The 13,866-nt window shown below is 69.2% G+C and carries 13 protein-coding genes; 4 read left to right on the forward strand and 9 right to left on the reverse strand.

Annotation, left to right across the window (positions count from 1 at the left end; translation table 11 throughout):
- Positions 1-17: 17 nt before the first annotated feature.
- The 4 genes from AC1MBE_RS13465 to AC1MBE_RS13480 all read right to left on the reverse strand — a co-directional run bounded on the left by AC1MBE_RS13465 (position 18) and on the right by AC1MBE_RS13480 (position 3,155).
- The gene (locus tag AC1MBE_RS13465; protein WP_479778990.1) at positions 18-752 is read right to left on the reverse strand and encodes a YqjF family protein; all 735 of its coding nucleotides are present in this window, start codon (positions 750-752) and stop codon (positions 18-20) included.
- A gap of 4 nt (positions 753-756) precedes the next feature.
- Complete coding sequence (locus tag AC1MBE_RS13470; RefSeq protein ID WP_479778991.1) at positions 757-1,158, reverse strand: DUF1622 domain-containing protein; 402 nt, start codon at positions 1,156-1,158, stop codon at positions 757-759.
- A 42-nt stretch (positions 1,159-1,200) separates the two neighbouring features.
- On the reverse strand, positions 1,201-2,130 hold the full coding sequence (locus AC1MBE_RS13475) for an NAD-dependent epimerase/dehydratase family protein (RefSeq protein ID WP_479778992.1): 930 nt from the start codon (positions 2,128-2,130) through the stop codon (positions 1,201-1,203).
- Positions 2,131-2,249: 119 nt separating this feature from the next.
- Positions 2,250-3,155 carry an MSMEG_6728 family protein gene (locus tag AC1MBE_RS13480; RefSeq protein WP_346959898.1) on the reverse strand — a complete coding sequence of 302 codons (906 nt, stop codon included), beginning with the start codon at positions 3,153-3,155 and terminating at the stop codon, positions 2,250-2,252.
- A gap of 145 nt (positions 3,156-3,300) precedes the next feature.
- On the opposite strand from AC1MBE_RS13480, the gene AC1MBE_RS13485 reads away from it, so the two are divergent.
- Complete coding sequence (locus AC1MBE_RS13485) at positions 3,301-3,873, forward strand: hypothetical protein (protein ID WP_479778993.1); 573 nt, start codon at positions 3,301-3,303, stop codon at positions 3,871-3,873.
- Positions 3,874-3,986: 113 nt separating this feature from the next.
- On the opposite strand, the gene AC1MBE_RS13490 is transcribed toward AC1MBE_RS13485, so the two are convergent.
- A complete protein-coding gene (locus tag AC1MBE_RS13490) occupies positions 3,987-4,655 on the reverse strand; it encodes a transglycosylase family protein (RefSeq protein WP_479778994.1) in 669 nt (222 codons plus the stop codon).
- 230 nt (positions 4,656-4,885) lie between these two features.
- Positions 4,886-7,486, reverse strand: coding sequence for an excinuclease ABC subunit UvrA (locus AC1MBE_RS13495; protein ID WP_479778995.1), 2,601 nt, complete (start codon positions 7,484-7,486; stop codon positions 4,886-4,888).
- Positions 7,487-7,534: 48 nt separating this feature from the next.
- Between AC1MBE_RS13495 and AC1MBE_RS13500 the strand changes: the two genes are divergently transcribed.
- A complete protein-coding gene (locus tag AC1MBE_RS13500) occupies positions 7,535-8,623 on the forward strand; it encodes an adenosine deaminase (RefSeq protein WP_479778996.1) in 1,089 nt (362 codons plus the stop codon).
- Between the two features lie 75 nt (positions 8,624-8,698).
- On the opposite strand, the gene AC1MBE_RS13505 is transcribed toward AC1MBE_RS13500, so the two are convergent.
- Positions 8,699-9,673: an aldo/keto reductase gene (locus AC1MBE_RS13505; RefSeq protein ID WP_479778997.1), complete on the reverse strand. Its 975-nt coding sequence runs from the start codon at positions 9,671-9,673 to the stop codon at positions 8,699-8,701.
- A gap of 86 nt (positions 9,674-9,759) precedes the next feature.
- A complete protein-coding gene (locus AC1MBE_RS13510) occupies positions 9,760-10,200 on the reverse strand; it encodes a DUF2177 family protein (RefSeq protein ID WP_479778999.1) in 441 nt (146 codons plus the stop codon).
- Between the two features lie 158 nt (positions 10,201-10,358).
- Between AC1MBE_RS13510 and AC1MBE_RS13515 the strand changes: the two genes are divergently transcribed.
- Both AC1MBE_RS13515 and AC1MBE_RS13520 read left to right on the forward strand, forming a co-directional pair.
- Positions 10,359-11,225 carry a DUF1295 domain-containing protein gene (locus tag AC1MBE_RS13515; protein WP_479779001.1) on the forward strand — a complete coding sequence of 289 codons (867 nt, stop codon included), beginning with the start codon at positions 10,359-10,361 and terminating at the stop codon, positions 11,223-11,225.
- A gap of 136 nt (positions 11,226-11,361) precedes the next feature.
- A complete protein-coding gene (locus AC1MBE_RS13520) occupies positions 11,362-12,219 on the forward strand; it encodes a pullulanase X25 domain-containing protein (protein WP_479779003.1) in 858 nt (285 codons plus the stop codon).
- 408 nt (positions 12,220-12,627) lie between these two features.
- On the opposite strand, the gene AC1MBE_RS13525 is transcribed toward AC1MBE_RS13520, so the two are convergent.
- Positions 12,628-13,863: a mechanosensitive ion channel family protein gene (locus tag AC1MBE_RS13525; protein ID WP_479779005.1), complete on the reverse strand. Its 1,236-nt coding sequence runs from the start codon at positions 13,861-13,863 to the stop codon at positions 12,628-12,630.
- Positions 13,864-13,866: the final 3 nt, after the last annotated feature.

Raw genomic sequence — 13,866 nt, forward strand, 5'->3', positions numbered from 1 at the left:
GCCAAACGCCAAGACCGTCAGGTCCCGTTCCCCAGCACGCGCGGCCGGCCAAACTGTGTCCGCACGCCGGGCGAAAATAGCACTGACTCGGGCGGGCCGGACACCGTGATTCCTGCTGCTGCGATGAGTTGGTCTTCCAGGGCAGTCATCCGGGCCTGGAACAGGGGCCAGGGGCTGTGGGTATTGGGGACGTAAAGCGTCTTGCCCCGGAAGCGGGTGTGCAGGCCGAACCGGGCTGTGAGGTGGACGGACAGCGGATCGGTGGCTTCGGCGTCGAACTGTGGCGCCACCGCGAAATCGCTCCGCGCCCCGCCCCCAAACCGGCGCACGGAATAGCCGGTCGACGGGTCCACGGCGTTTGCCGCCCGGAAGCGGTCGCGGGACCACACGTAGGGGATTCCCGAGGCGCGCGCCGCGAGTACCACTGCCAGACGCGAGGCGTCCAGGCTCAGGAACACGACGCCCCGGGCGCCGTCCGGCTCGCGGGAGTAGAGCCGCACGTTGATCTCCTTGAAGCTCCCAAAGTAGGGAATTCCGGGTCCGCGGCCCAGGCCGGCGCCCTGCATGCGGAAGCCGATGAGTCCCACCCAGGCCGACCCGTCGAACTCGTCCGGGGCCACGCCGTCAGGCATGTACGGCGCCGCAACTTCCTTGGGGATGCGCCAGTGCAGGAACACCGCGTCCGTCCAGCGCTGGTCCATGATGACCGGTCGGGGCAGCTCCGGCGGCGCTGGCCAGGGATCGGTACCCATCAGGTCAGGCCGCCGACGCCGATTGCGTGCCCGCCGGCTGCTCGCTCGCAGGCTGCTTCTGCCAAGGCCATCGCCCGGTGATCTCGAGCTCAAGGGAGAAGCTCAGGAACGTCCGGATCAGCACGATGATGGCGAGCACGCCCACGCTCTCGAAGGTGGGCGTGACGGCGACGGTTCGGATGATGTCGGCGGCCACCAGCAGTTCGAGGCCAAGCAGGATAGACCGGCCCAGCAGTTGCCGGTAGGAGCGGTACACCGAAAGAGGTTCGGAGCCGGCCGGCCGCTGCCGAGGTTGGTAGCCCCGCAACGCCATCGGCAGCGACACCAGGGCGCCGATGACCATCACGGCCACGCCGGCGAAATCCATGAACCGGCCGACCGTCTCAATGATGTGCTGAAAATCCATACAGTCCCTCGGTGGAGTTGGGTGTGCAAGATAGCGGACGAATCAGGGGTGCCGCTCGCCGACGCCGGCCAGGATGGCGCGATAGCCCTCGCGGAAGCTTGGATACTCGAACTCAAAGCCGGTGCCGCGCAGCAGCGCATTGCTCACGCGCTTGTTACCGCCCCGCGACGGCTCGCCGCCGCCTGAACCGCTGCGGGTGCCCCGCGACGGCTCGCCGCCGCCTGTGCTGGCAGCCCCCGACGGCGGTTCGGTCGGGCGCGGCTCCGGCAATCCCAGCTCGCCGGCCAGGAACCGCAACACTTCGCCCAGCTCGGCGGGTTCGTCGTCCACGCCCAGGTACACCGGCGCCGGCTCGGCCGCCATGGTGCACAGGTGCACGATGGCTGCTGCGGCGTCGTCGCGGTGGATCCGGTTGGTGAAGCGCGACTCCGCCGGGATCGTGGCGTCGCCGCCGCGCACCTGGTCGATCAACCGGGTCCGGCCCGGGCCGTAGATGCCGCCTAGCCGCAAGACCAACGGCGAAATCCCGCTGCCGTGGAGCCGGCTGAAGAGGAGTTCCTCGGCCTCGCAGATGATGCGGCCCGAGAATCCGGCGGGATTCGGCGTCGTCGCTTCATCCACCCAGCCGCCGTCGGCGTCGCCGTAGACGGCGGTGGAGGAGACAAACAACACCCGTCGCACCGGCGCCCCGGATGCCGTGACGGCGTCCAACACATGCGTGAGGCCCTGCACATAGGCCGCCCGGTAGGCCTCCTCGGTGGGGGAGTCCGCGGCGACGGCGACGACGACGGCGGTGGTGTCCGCCGGGACCGGCGGCAGTTCGCCGGAGCTCAGGTCAGCCGCGGCGCCTTCGATTTCCGGCGGCAGTTTTTCCGGCGAGCGCCGCCAGCCGACCACGCGGTGGCCGGCCGCGGCAAAGCGCAGGCCGGCTTCGGTACCCAGATCGCCGCAACCGGCCAGCAGTACAGTCATACGGGCCAGTCTGCCAGTAAATACGGGGCGGCGCGGAGCGGGGGAGACGCTAACCGAACGTCGTCGAGCTACCGCCTCGCCGCCGCGCCCGTCGCCGTGCCCCGGCAGCCTTCCCCCGGCTACCGCGCCGGAATGGGGAAGAACACCCGCGGGTCCTGCAGCAGGGCCGGGTAGTCGAACTCCCGGCGCGGCAGGATTTCGTTGACCTGGAAATTGCGGGCAAACACGCCGTCCACCGTGATCGGACGGCCCTGCACCTCGCCCACGGCGAAGGACTGGCCGCCGTCGAACGGGATTGCCACCACGGACTTCCCGGGCAGCGTGGTGAAGGCCTCTTCCTGGGCCTGGCGCTTGCGGGTGGGCTTCTTCACCAGCGGCTTGGCCGGGCGTTTGCGGGCGTTCTTGTCCGGCCGGCGCGAACCGTTGTCTGCGTAGACGAACTGGTACTCGTCGTCCCCGGCAGCGTTCGCCGCCTTGCCCCGGACCGGCGGCAGGCTGATGGTGTCCAGCTGCTGCGGGTCGGTGTCGGCCAGCGGAAGACGGAGGACCCACATGCGGTCGCCGGCGGGATCTTCCGGCAGCAGCTCATGCTTGGGTTCGGGCCAGACGTACTCCAGGTCCGGGTCCGTGCCCGGGAACACCTCGCTGTAGAACCGCTGGTCCTTGGCGAGCAGCCGGGAGCGGTGGCTGAGGTGGAACTCCGGGTTCCCCAGCCAGTACGGCATCGGGATCTTGGCGGCGTAGTCCGGGTGCGCGGCCTGCGGCGCGAACTCCATGATTTTCTCGCGCGTGGTGTCCTCGCCGCCGCGGGCGGTCCATTCGTCCACCATGGCCAGGCCGTACATGGTCAGCGCCGGGACGTGGCCCATCCACATCCGGACAGCCGGGTGGGACTGCCAGCCGTACTCGGGAATCACCAGCGCGCGCAGCATTTGCAGCGCTTCGACGCGCTGCTTGCCGAGCCGGACGCGATCAAGGGCCGCGGCGCTCTGCTGGAAATCGGGGAAGGGGAGGAAAGTCTGCATCTCTCCAGTTTGGGGCCACGGCGCCGCAACGCCAATTGCTGGGCCTCCCGGGTGAGCGTGTTCACATAACGGATAGGTGCAGACAGTTCCCAGCCCGGAGACCTATCATTTACGGCAAGCACCCCAGCCGCACGGAAGACCCGCCATGACACTTGAATCAACGGCGCCCTTTGCGCCCAAGTACGGACAAATGCTCGGCCCGGAAGCCAACGGCGTCCTGGTTCTCGAAGAATTCACCCTGGACCCCGCCGAGGCCCGCAAGGAACAGAGTGGTTTCCGCGCGGCCTTGGCCTCGGTGGCCCTGACAATGCGCCGCCTGCTGGCGTTCCGACTGTTTATCGCCCTGGTGGCGATTGCCAACCTGCCGCTCTTCCTGCTCTCCAGCGGTTGGGAAATCTACGCGGTCTCGCTGACGCTCGTGGTGGCCGTCCACGCTGCCGTGTCCTGGCTGAACCGGCATGAACCCCGGCTGCGGCAGCGCCGGATGCTCGAACTCCACCTGCACCGGGAACGCAGCGACAACTACCGCAAAGTCCGCGACGCGGTGAAGTACGTCATCGACACCCCTGCCCGGATGAATGAACAGCTCTACCTCGAACTGCTCGCCGCCAAGCGCGTCGCGCTGCACCTCGCGCAGGGCACGGTGGCCCTGCTCGACACCAGCGACGACGCCGCCTGGAAGGTCCGCATCGTCCGCGAACTGCCGCGCACCGTCTGAATCGGACCGTCTGATCGGAACAATCTGAAGCGGACGGTCTAGGACTTAAACGACGACGCCGGCGCGTCCCCCAAGGGCGCTCCGGCGTCGTCGTTTAATCAGCTGGCTCTGCGCTAGGCGGGGAGCTGCAGGACCTGTCCGGCCAGCACGAGGTCCGGGTCGCTGATGGTGCTCGCATTGGCGTCGGCCAGGGCCTGCCAGCCGCCGTGGATGTCGAGCTTCTTGGCGATCTTGCTCAGGCTGTCGCCGCTCTTGACCGTGTAGGTCTCGCCGCTCAGCGCCACCGGGGCGGCGTGCCGCGGCGCGGCCTGAACCTGCGCGGCCTGGGTCTGCACGGGGGCCGCCTGGACCGGTGCTGCCTGGACCGGAACCTGCTGGACCGGCACCTGCGTCACGGGTGCAGAAGCCGGAGCCGCTGCTGCCCCGCCACTCAAGCCCAGCTTCGCGGAGCAGGCCGGCCATGCACCCCAGCCCTGGCTGGCCTGGACTTTCTGGGCAACCGCTATCTGCTGCTCCCGGCTGGCGTTGGCCGCCGAGCCCGTGCCGCCGTGGGCAGCCCACGTGCTCTGGGTGAACTGCAGGCCACCGGAAAAGCCGTTGCCGGTGTTGGTGCTCCAGTTGCCGCCGCTCTCGCACTGGGCCAGTGCGTCCCACGTGGAGGTTGTCGTGGCGGTGGGGGTGGCCGCGGTCGCCGCCGTGGCGGAAAGGGCGACGCCTGCGACCGAAACGGCGGCCAGGGCTGCTCCGCGGCGCGCGACAGTAGTGAGGGTTGAAGTCTTCATGGATTCAGCTGCTCCTGAGGGCCACCGGCGCTCGGTCCGTCCCCGGACGTTAACGCGCCACTGCCCGCCCCTGACAATAGAGGTCATCTGCGGTGTCTGCCGGTCGGGCAGTTCATGGTGGAGGCAGCACCGGGCATGCAATCGCCCGATTGCGGGCGTCCGTCCACGGTAGAACAGCCCGGGGCTGCAGGGCAACCCCGCGCGCTCGCCCTGGACCCGCGGGCCACAGCTCAGCCGCCCAGCACCGCCGCCAGGTACGGAGCGGTACGGCTCTTCTTCGAGCGCGCGACGTCGGCGGGTACGCCAGCGGCGATGATCTTGCCGCCGGCGTCGCCCCCGGCAGGTCCCAGATCGATCACCCAGTCCGCGGCGGCCACCACGTCCATCTCGTGCTCCACCACCACCACCGTGTTGCCGGCGTCCACCAGCCGGTGCAGCTGGGCCATCAGGAGTTCGACGTCGGCCGGGTGCAGCCCGGTGGTGGGTTCGTCCAGCAGGTAGAGCGAGTGGCCGCGCTGGGCGCGCTGCAGTTCGGTGGCGAGCTTGATCCGCTGGGCCTCGCCGCCGGAGAGCTCGGTAGCGGGCTGGCCCAGCCGGAGGTAGCCCAGGCCCACCTCGCGCAGGGTCTGCAGGGCGCGTGCGGCGGCGGGGACTTCGTTGAGGAAATCGGCGGCCGCGTTGACGGTCATGCCCAGCACCTCCGCCACGTTCTTGCCGCGGTAAGTGACTTCGAGAGTCTCCGGGTTGTAGCGGGAGCCGTGGCATTCCGGGCAGGGGCCGTAGCTGCCGGGCAGGAAGAGCAGTTCCACGGCCACGAAGCCCTCGCCCTGGCAGGTTTCGCAGCGTCCGCCGGCCACGTTGAAGGAGAAGCGTCCGGCGCCGAAGCCCCGGGCTTTGGCTTCGTCCGTGGCGGCGAATTCCTTGCGGACGGCGTCGAACAGCCCGGTGTAGGTGGCCAGGTTGGAGCGCGGGGTACGGCCGATCGGTTTTTGGTCCACCTTCACCAGCCGGTCGATCTGCTCCAGCCCGGACACCGGACCCACGCTCAGCGGCTCGGTGGGCTCCCCGGCGTCGTCGGCTTCTTCCGGGGCGGCCGCAACGTCGAAGTCCGGGTGCAGCCAGGCGTTGGCCACCTCGGCGAGGACCTGGCTGACCAGCGTCGACTTGCCGGAGCCGGAGACGCCGGTGACGGCGGTCAGTACGCCGAGCGGGAAGTTCGCGTCGAGGTTTTGCAGGTTGTGGCGGCTGATGTCGCGCAGTTCCAGCCAGCCGGCCGCCTCCCGGCGGGCGCCGGATCCGGAGCCGGCGCCGGCCCGAAAACGGCCCCCGTTGCCGTCCCCGCCGGACCCGCCGCCGTCGTCCGTGGCCCCGGCACTCTCCGGAAACAGGAACGGCCGCGTGACGGAGGCTTCCACCTCGGCGAGGCCGGCCACCGGGCCGCTGTAGAGCACCTCGCCGCCGCCCTCGCCGGCGCGCGGGCCCACGTCCACCAGCCAGTCGGCGCGGCGCACCACGTCCATATTGTGCTCCACCACGAACACCGAGTTGCCGGAGGACTTGAGCTGGTCCAGCACCGCGAGCAGGGGTTCGGCGTCGGCCGGGTGCAGGCCGGCGGAGGGCTCGTCCAGCACGTAGATGACGCCGAACAGGCCGGAGCGCAGCTGGGTGGCGATCCTCAGGCGCTGCATTTCGCCGGGGGAGAGGGTGGGGGTGGAGCGGCCCAGGGCGAGGTAGCCCAGGCCGAGGTCCAGGAGCACGGTGACGCGCTGCAGCAGGTCCCGGGTGATGGCGACCGCCACCTCGTTGGACTCCCCGGAGGACTGTTTTCGGGACGCGGTCCCCGCCCCGGTGAGCTCGGTGGTGGGGCGGATAATCGCGGCCAGTTCGGTCATCGGCACGGCGTTGAGCTCGGCGATGGTCTTCCCCGCGAACGTCACGGCGAGCGCCTCGGGCCGCAGCCCGCTGCCGCCGCAGCGCGGGCACGGGCCGGTTTCCATGAAGCGCAGCACCTTCTCGCGCATGGTGGTGCTCTTGGAATCGGCCAGGGTGTGCAGCACGTAGCTCTTTGCGCTCCAGAAGCGGCCCTTGTACGGCTTGGCCACCCGGTCGCGCTGCGGCGTCACCTCCACCACGGGCTGCTCCTCGGTGAAGAGGATCCAGTCGCGGTCTTTCTTGGGCAGCTTCCGCCAGGGGGTGTCGACGTCGTAACCCAGGTGGGTGAGGATGTCGCGCAGGTTTTTGCCCTGCCAGGCGCCGGGCCAGGCGGCGATCGCGCCGTCGCGGATGCTCAGTGAGGTGTCCGGGACCAGCGAGGATTCGCTGACCGTGTGCGCGATGCCGAGGCCGTGGCACTCCGGGCAGGCGCCGGCCGCGGTGTTGGGGGAGAACGCGTCCGAATCCAGCGATGCGGCGCCGTCGGGGTAGCTGCCGGCGCGGGAGAAGAGCATGCGCAGCGAGTTGGACAAGGTGGTGACGGTGCCCACGGTGGAGCGGGAGCTGGGGGTGCCGCGGCGCTGCTGGAGCGCGACGGCGGGCGGCAGGCCGGTGATCAGCTCCACCTTCGGGTTGTGTCCCTGCTGGATCAGCCGCCGGGCGTAGGGCGCCACGGATTCGAAGTAGCGGCGCTGGGCCTCGGCGTAGATGGTGCCGAAGGCCAGGGAGGACTTCCCGGAGCCGGAGACGCCGGTGAAGGCGACGATCGCGTCACGGGGCACGTCCACGTCCACGTTGCGCAGGTTGTTTTCCCGGGCGCCGCGGACCCGGACGAAGCCGTCCGTGGGGTGGTCCGGCGCCAGGCCGGCGGGATCGGAAGCCTGCTGAGTATTGTGCATCTGTTCGACTCTATCCGTCCTTGCTCCCGGCGGGCATATCCTTACCGAATGGAAACTTACGACGGCGGCGCCCGGGCACCGCAGGCAGAGCAGGAGGCTGAGCCACAGGCCGAAGGGGTCCCGGAGTTCGCCGAGGTGCCCGAGGGGGTCCACGGGGCACTGCCGGTCGCCGAGCTGCACCTGCACATCGAGGGCACCCTGGAGCCGGAACTGATCTTCGCGCTCGCGGAGCGTAACGGGATCGCCCTGCCCTACGCGGACCTGGCCGAGCTGCGCGCCCGGTACGAGTTCACGGACCTGCAGTCGTTCCTGGACCTGTACTACGCGAACATGGCGGTGCTGCAGACCGAGCAGGACTTCGCCGACATGACCCGCGCGTACCTGGCGCGGGCCGCCACGGCCGGGGTCCGGCACGCCGAGATCATGCTGGATCCGCAGGCGCACCTGTCCCGCGGGGTGTCCCTGGCGACCTGCGTGAACGGCGTGGCCTCCGTACTGGCCACCTCGCAGCAGGAGTTCGGCATCTCCACCCTGCTGATCGCCGCGTTCCTGCGTGACCTGTCCGAGGAATCGGCGCTGGAGGTGCTGGAACAGCTGCTAGCCATGGACGCGCCGATCGCCGGAATTGGGCTGGATTCGGCCGAGGTGGGCAACCCGCCGTCGAAGTTTGAGCGGCTCTTCGCCCGGGCCAAGGAGGCCGGGCTGCGGCGGATCGCGCATGCCGGCGAGGAGGGCCCGCCGTCGTACATCATCGAGGCGCTGGACCTGCTGGGCGTGGAGCGGATCGACCACGGCATCCGCTGCATGGAGGACCCCGAGCTGGTGGAGCGCCTGGTCCACGAGCTGATGCCGCTGACCGTCTGCCCGCTCTCCAACGTCCGGCTCCGCGCGGTCGACACGCTGGCCGAGCACCCGCTGCCGGGCATGCTCGCGGCCGGGCTCAACGTCAGCGTCAACTCGGACGATCCGGCCTACTTCGGCGGGTACGTGGATGACAACTTCGCCCAGCTCAAATCCGTGATCGGGCTCTCCGAGTTCGACTGCGTGCGGCTCGCGGCCAACTCCATCCGGTCCTCCTTCGCAAGCGAGGAACGCAAGACCGAGCTACTGGCCGAACTGGCCGCCTCGGGCCGCTAACCCCTCGGTTGCTCTCTCACTTATGGCTGCTAAACCTGCCGGATAGCGACCATAAGTGAGAGAGCAACCGGGCGTTTAGACGTCGATGCTGTCCATGTGCGGGTAGCGCGCGCCGGCCGCGACGCCTGCCGGAGCCAGCTCGTCGAGCCGGGCGAGGTCGTTCGCGGAGAGCTCGACGTCGACGGCGCCCAGGTTCTCGCGCAGCCGTTCGCGCTTTTTGGTTCCCGGGATCGGCACAATGTGTTCGCCCTGGGCCAGCAGCCAGGCGAGGGCCAGCTGCGCCGGGGTGCAGCCCTTCTCGGTGGCGAGTTCGGTCACCCGGTCCACAAGTTCCAGGTTGCGGGTGAAGTTCTCGCCCTGGAAACGCGGCGAGTGGCGGCGGAAGTCGTCCGCTGCGAAGTCGTCCTCGCTGCGCAGTTGGCCGGTGAGGAAGCCCCGGCCCAGCGGGCTGTACGGGACAAAGCCGATGCCGAGTTCGGCGAGCACCGGGAAGATCTTGGTCTCCGGCTCGCGCTCCCAAAGCGAGTATTCGGTCTGCAGGGCGGTGATCGGGTGCACGGCGTGGGCGCGGCGGACGGTGTCGGCGCTGGCTTCGGAGAGGCCCAGGTGCCTGACCTTGCCGGCCTGGACCAGCTCGGCCATGGCGCCGACGGTCTCCTCGATCGGCACCGTCTTGTCCACCCGGTGCTGGTAGTACAGGTCGATGTGGTCGACGCCGAGGCGCTGCAGGCTCGCGTCGCACGCGGCCCGGACGTAGTCGGGCTTGCCGTTGATGCCCACCCACGATCCGTCCTCGCGGCGTTCGTTGCCGAACTTGGTGGCCAGCACGACGTCGTCGCGGCGGCCGGCGATCGCACCTCCCACCAGCTTTTCGTTGGTGAACGGGCCGTACATGTCCGCGGTGTCCAGCAGGGTTCCGCCGGCGTCGAGGAAGGCATGGATGGTGGCGACGGACTCCTGCTCGTCGCCCTGGCCGTAAAACTCGCTCATGCCCATGCAGCCCAGTCCAAGGGCCGAGACGGTGAGTGAGCCGAGGGTACGTGATTCCATGGGGAGCTCCTGAACCAGAGGGGGATGGGATGCCGCGGATCGGCCTCCAGGGGAGCGGGGCCCGGGGAGGCGGCGGTCAACCCACTCTAGCCAGCCTGCTTGCCGCGGGCAACGGTTTTGTCCAGCCGCAGGATCATGGCAGTGAGGGCGGTGACGGCCGCACACACCGCGGTTCCCCACAGGATGTCGGTCACCGCCACCACGGCCGGGAAGTCCTTGAGGATGGCGAACGCGGTCAGCGCCCAGGTGGCGTAGGTGAAGAAACCGAACAGGGCCGCTCCGACCACCCGGCTCCGCAGCGTGGCGCCGGGATCGTTGGGCCGGACGCCGTAGTGCACGATGCCCACCACGTAGATGACATAGAACAGCACGGCGCCCACGAGGTTGAAGCTGGCGGGGAGCAGGTGTCCGATCTGGCTGCGGTATTGGTTGTTCGCCACCGTGCTGATCCAGAGGGCGTCGATTCCGGCGAAGATGACGGCGGCCACTGCATAGGCGAGCAGCCACTTCCTGGTGGGACCGGTCATGGTGGCTCCTCGTGTCGGCCATGCGGGCGTTCCCCGAAGTATAGGCGGCGGCCAGTCAGGGCTGCGTTTCCCGGGCTGTGAACAATACTGGTGGTGACGGGGAACGAACCCGGCTTTGCGCGCCAGCTTTCGGCGACGCCTGTGAAAGGAACATCCTGATGAAAGACTCTGACCGCAAAGCCCTCGCCGTCATCCCCGTCGTCGTGCTGGTTGGGGCCGTTCTGGCGGTGGCCGGCAGCCAGGGCGGCGCCGTGGCCGGCGGGATTCCCGTCTTCGCGCTCGCCGTCGGGGCCGCCTTCCTGATCCAGTGGCTGGCGTTCATCCCGGCGTTCCTGGCGCAGACGGAGAAGTTCTACGACCTGACCGGGTCGCTGACCTACATCGCCGTCACGCTGCTGCTTGTTCTGCTCACCCCGGGCATCGGCGCGCGGGGCCTGTTGCTCGCCGGTTTGGTGCTCGTCTGGGCGGTCCGGCTGGGTACATTCCTGTTCCGGCGGATCAGCCGGGCCGGCAAGGACGACCGCTTTGATGACATCAAGCCTTCCTTCGTCCGTTTCCTCAGCGTGTGGACGATGCAAGGCATTTGGGTGGCGTTCACCGCTGCCGCCGCGTGGGTGGCAATGACGTCGGCGCACCAGGTTGCGCTGGATGGCTTCGCTGTAGCCGGCCTCCTGGTGTGGGTGGTGGGCTTCGGCTGCGAGGTTGTGGCCGACTCCCAGAAGTCCCGGTTCAGCGCGGACCCCGCCAACAAGGGGAAGTTCATCTCGACAGGTTTGTGGGCTGAGTCCCGGCACCCGAACTACTTTGGCGAAATCCTGCTCTGGATCGGCGTCGCGGTCATTGCCGTGCCCGTGCTGCAGGGGTGGCAGTGGGTTGCCCTCATCTCACCGGTGTTTGTGGCCCTGTTGATCACCAAGGTCAGTGGCGTGCCGCATCTTGAAAAGAAGGCCGACACTAAGTGGGGCGGCCAGGCCGACTACGAGGCGTACAAGAAGAACACCCCGGTGCTGATTCCCCGGATCTAGCCGCATACCTGGGCCCGACGAAGGCCGCCCGGACCGTCACAGTGGGTCACGACACCCGGAGTTAACCCCGTCCGGTCGCTATAGCCGCCGAACCTTGGCAAAATGCAGGTGGATCAATTGCTTCTAAAGGAGACCCATGGGCGCGAACGCTGCGGAAAACACGAACCTTCGGCTTAAGGCTGTGCTGGACGTCCTGGCCGAGGGGGTCTGGTCGGGCGAAAAACTGAACGCCGGCGTCGTGCTGGGCGAGGCGATCGCACGGGTGCCGCTCAACGACCATGAGCGTGAACTGCTCAGCGGCGGCATCCCCCGCGGCCACAAGGCGCTCACCAGCGCGACGGCCAAGCTGGTCAAGGCCGGGTGGCTGGTCAAGGGCCGTTCCGGCTGGACCATCACCGAGGACGGCCAGCGCGCCACGGTCGCCTTCGCCGACCCCGCCGCCTTCACCGCAGCGCTCGACGCCGGCACCCCGGTTCCGGCCGACACCCCGCTTCCCGCGGCGCCCGCCGGGAAGGCAGCACCCAAGGCGGCCCCGAAGGCCGTCAAGGTCGCGGAGAAGGTGGCCGACAAGGCTGCCAAGCTGGTCGAAGAAGCCGTGGCTCCGGTCGCCAAGGCGGTCCGGAAGCGCAAGGCCGCGGACAAAACCGCTGCTGCGGAGGCGCCCGCCGCAACCGCCGCCGCCGCTGACACCATCGAACAGCCCGAAGCCGTGGCCGTCGCCGGCGACTTCAACGTCCTGCTTGGCGCACCCGCCAACTGGGCCCCGCAGTACGACGAGGCCCAGATGCAGCTGGACGCGGTGGACCAGCTCTGGAAGATCGCCGCGGAGCTCCCGGCGGGCTCCTACAGCTTCAAGATCGCAATCAACCGCTCCTGGGATGAGAACTACGGCGCGTTCGGCCACTTTGACGGCGCCAACCACGAGGTACACCACCGCGGCGGCCTGCTCGTCATCCACTACGACCACCGGACCCGCGACATCGTCATCGAATAGGCGCCCGGCGCGGCGATACAGGGCCAGTAACAAGCAACGCGGGGTCACTCATGGCCTGTCCCGGCCTCCGGGATGGGCGCTGAGTGACCCCGCGTTGCTTTAAGAAGAACCGCGGCTCAGAACCTGGTGGGGTCCGGGTTCGGCGGAACGGGCGGCGGCGGAACCGGGCCCGGATCGGGAATCGGCAACGGCCCCGGCGCAGGTCCCGGCTGCGGGCTTGGCGTGGGCGCGGGACCCGGACCCGGCGGCGGAGTGGGGCCCGGATCCGGCGGGAACGGATCGCCGGGCTGCGGCTCCGGCGACGCCGGCCCGGGCTCGGGCGGGAACGGAGAGGGCTCGGGCGCTGGTGGAATGGTCATGGCTCCGATTATCGACCCGTGACACCGGAGAGGGAAGGTCAGCTAAGAGCTAGTTCTGCGCCGCGATCGACTTGTCCCGGTCCTCGAACACGTCCTCGCCGGGGCCGGAGAACGCCCGGGAGCGCTGTACTGCCTCGATCGAGCCGGTGAAAAGCTGCGAGTCGTGCGGGTCGGACGGCAACCGCGCGGCGGTCTCGTCCGCCGCGGAGAGCTTGCCCGGACGCCGGGCCGCGGGCCGGGCTGTGTCCGCCGCGGACGGCATGGATTCGAGCCGGACGTGCGGCAGCGCCGTCGGGTATTCCTGCTGCAGGAAGAGCACCAGCTCCTCGCGGATCAGGCAGCGCAGGTCGAAGAGCGAGGCGCTGTCCCCGGCGCTGACCAGGATGCGCACCCGGACAAAGCCTGCCGTCGCGTCGGTGATCTGCAGGATGCCCACCCGCTCGTCCCAGAGTTCGGTGGAGGCGAGGACCTTCTTCAGCTCGGCCCGCATGGCCTCCACCGGTGCGCGCCAGTCAAGGTCGAACTCCACCGTGCCCATCACCTCGGACTGGCGCCGGGTCCAGTTTTCGAACGGGGTGGTGGTGAAGTACGTGGACGGCAGGATCAGCCGGCGGTCGTCCCAGATATGGACCACCACGTAGGTCAGGGTGATCTCCTCGATCCGGCCCCATTCCTTCTGCACCACCACCACGTCGTCCACCCGGATCGCGTCCGTGAAGGCCAGCTGGATGCCCGCGAAGACATTCACCAGAGAGGTCTGCGCCGCCAGGCCGGCCACAATCGAGATCACGCCGGCGGAGGCCAGCAGCCCCGCGCCGAGGGCCTGGATGGCGGGGAACGTCAGCATGATGCTGCCCAGCGCCACGATCGCGATCAGCGCGACGCCGATCCGCCGGGCCAGGATCACCTGGGTGCGGAGCCGCCGGGCACGCCGGTTGTCCGCCACGTCCACCCGGTACCGGGTCAGGACCATGGTCTCGATGATCAGCAGCACCGCGATCGCCAGCCAGGCCACCGAGCCGATCAGCGCGATCACCAGGGCGTGGTCCACGTTGCGGCGCCACTCGGCGTCGTCGGTGGTCAGGGCCAGCGCAATCCGGACTGCGATCAGACACAGCGCGAAGCGCAGCGGCAGCCGCGCCACCCGGGACGTCTCGCGGAGGGCTTCCTGCTTGCGGTTGAGCCGGAGGACCACGCGGCGGACCAGCCAGGAGCCGATCAGGCCGGCGGCCACGGCGAGGGCCACGGCGAGGAAGGGCATGGCGGAGGTCAGGAACTCTTGCATCCT

The sequence above is a fragment of the Arthrobacter sp. BG5 genome (genome assembly GCF_056680155.1).

Coding starts and splice junctions, on each gene's coding strand:
- AC1MBE_RS13465 (WP_479778990.1), bottom strand. CDS start 752: ATGGGTACCGATCCCTGGCCAGCGCCGCCGGAGCTGCCCCGACCGGTC.
- AC1MBE_RS13470 (WP_479778991.1), bottom strand. CDS start 1,158: ATGGATTTTCAGCACATCATTGAGACGGTCGGCCGGTTCATGGATTTC.
- AC1MBE_RS13475 (WP_479778992.1), bottom strand. CDS start 2,130: ATGACTGTACTGCTGGCCGGTTGCGGCGATCTGGGTACCGAAGCCGGC.
- AC1MBE_RS13480 (WP_346959898.1), bottom strand. CDS start 3,155: ATGCAGACTTTCCTCCCCTTCCCCGATTTCCAGCAGAGCGCCGCGGCC.
- AC1MBE_RS13485 (WP_479778993.1), top strand. CDS start 3,301: ATGACACTTGAATCAACGGCGCCCTTTGCGCCCAAGTACGGACAAATG.
- AC1MBE_RS13490 (WP_479778994.1), bottom strand. CDS start 4,655: ATGAAGACTTCAACCCTCACTACTGTCGCGCGCCGCGGAGCAGCCCTG.
- AC1MBE_RS13495 (WP_479778995.1), bottom strand. CDS start 7,486: ATGCACAATACTCAGCAGGCTTCCGATCCCGCCGGCCTGGCGCCGGAC.
- AC1MBE_RS13500 (WP_479778996.1), top strand. CDS start 7,535: ATGGAAACTTACGACGGCGGCGCCCGGGCACCGCAGGCAGAGCAGGAG.
- AC1MBE_RS13505 (WP_479778997.1), bottom strand. CDS start 9,673: ATGGAATCACGTACCCTCGGCTCACTCACCGTCTCGGCCCTTGGACTG.
- AC1MBE_RS13510 (WP_479778999.1), bottom strand. CDS start 10,200: ATGACCGGTCCCACCAGGAAGTGGCTGCTCGCCTATGCAGTGGCCGCC.
- AC1MBE_RS13515 (WP_479779001.1), top strand. CDS start 10,359: ATGAAAGACTCTGACCGCAAAGCCCTCGCCGTCATCCCCGTCGTCGTG.
- AC1MBE_RS13520 (WP_479779003.1), top strand. CDS start 11,362: ATGGGCGCGAACGCTGCGGAAAACACGAACCTTCGGCTTAAGGCTGTG.
- AC1MBE_RS13525 (WP_479779005.1), bottom strand. CDS start 13,863: ATGCAAGAGTTCCTGACCTCCGCCATGCCCTTCCTCGCCGTGGCCCTC.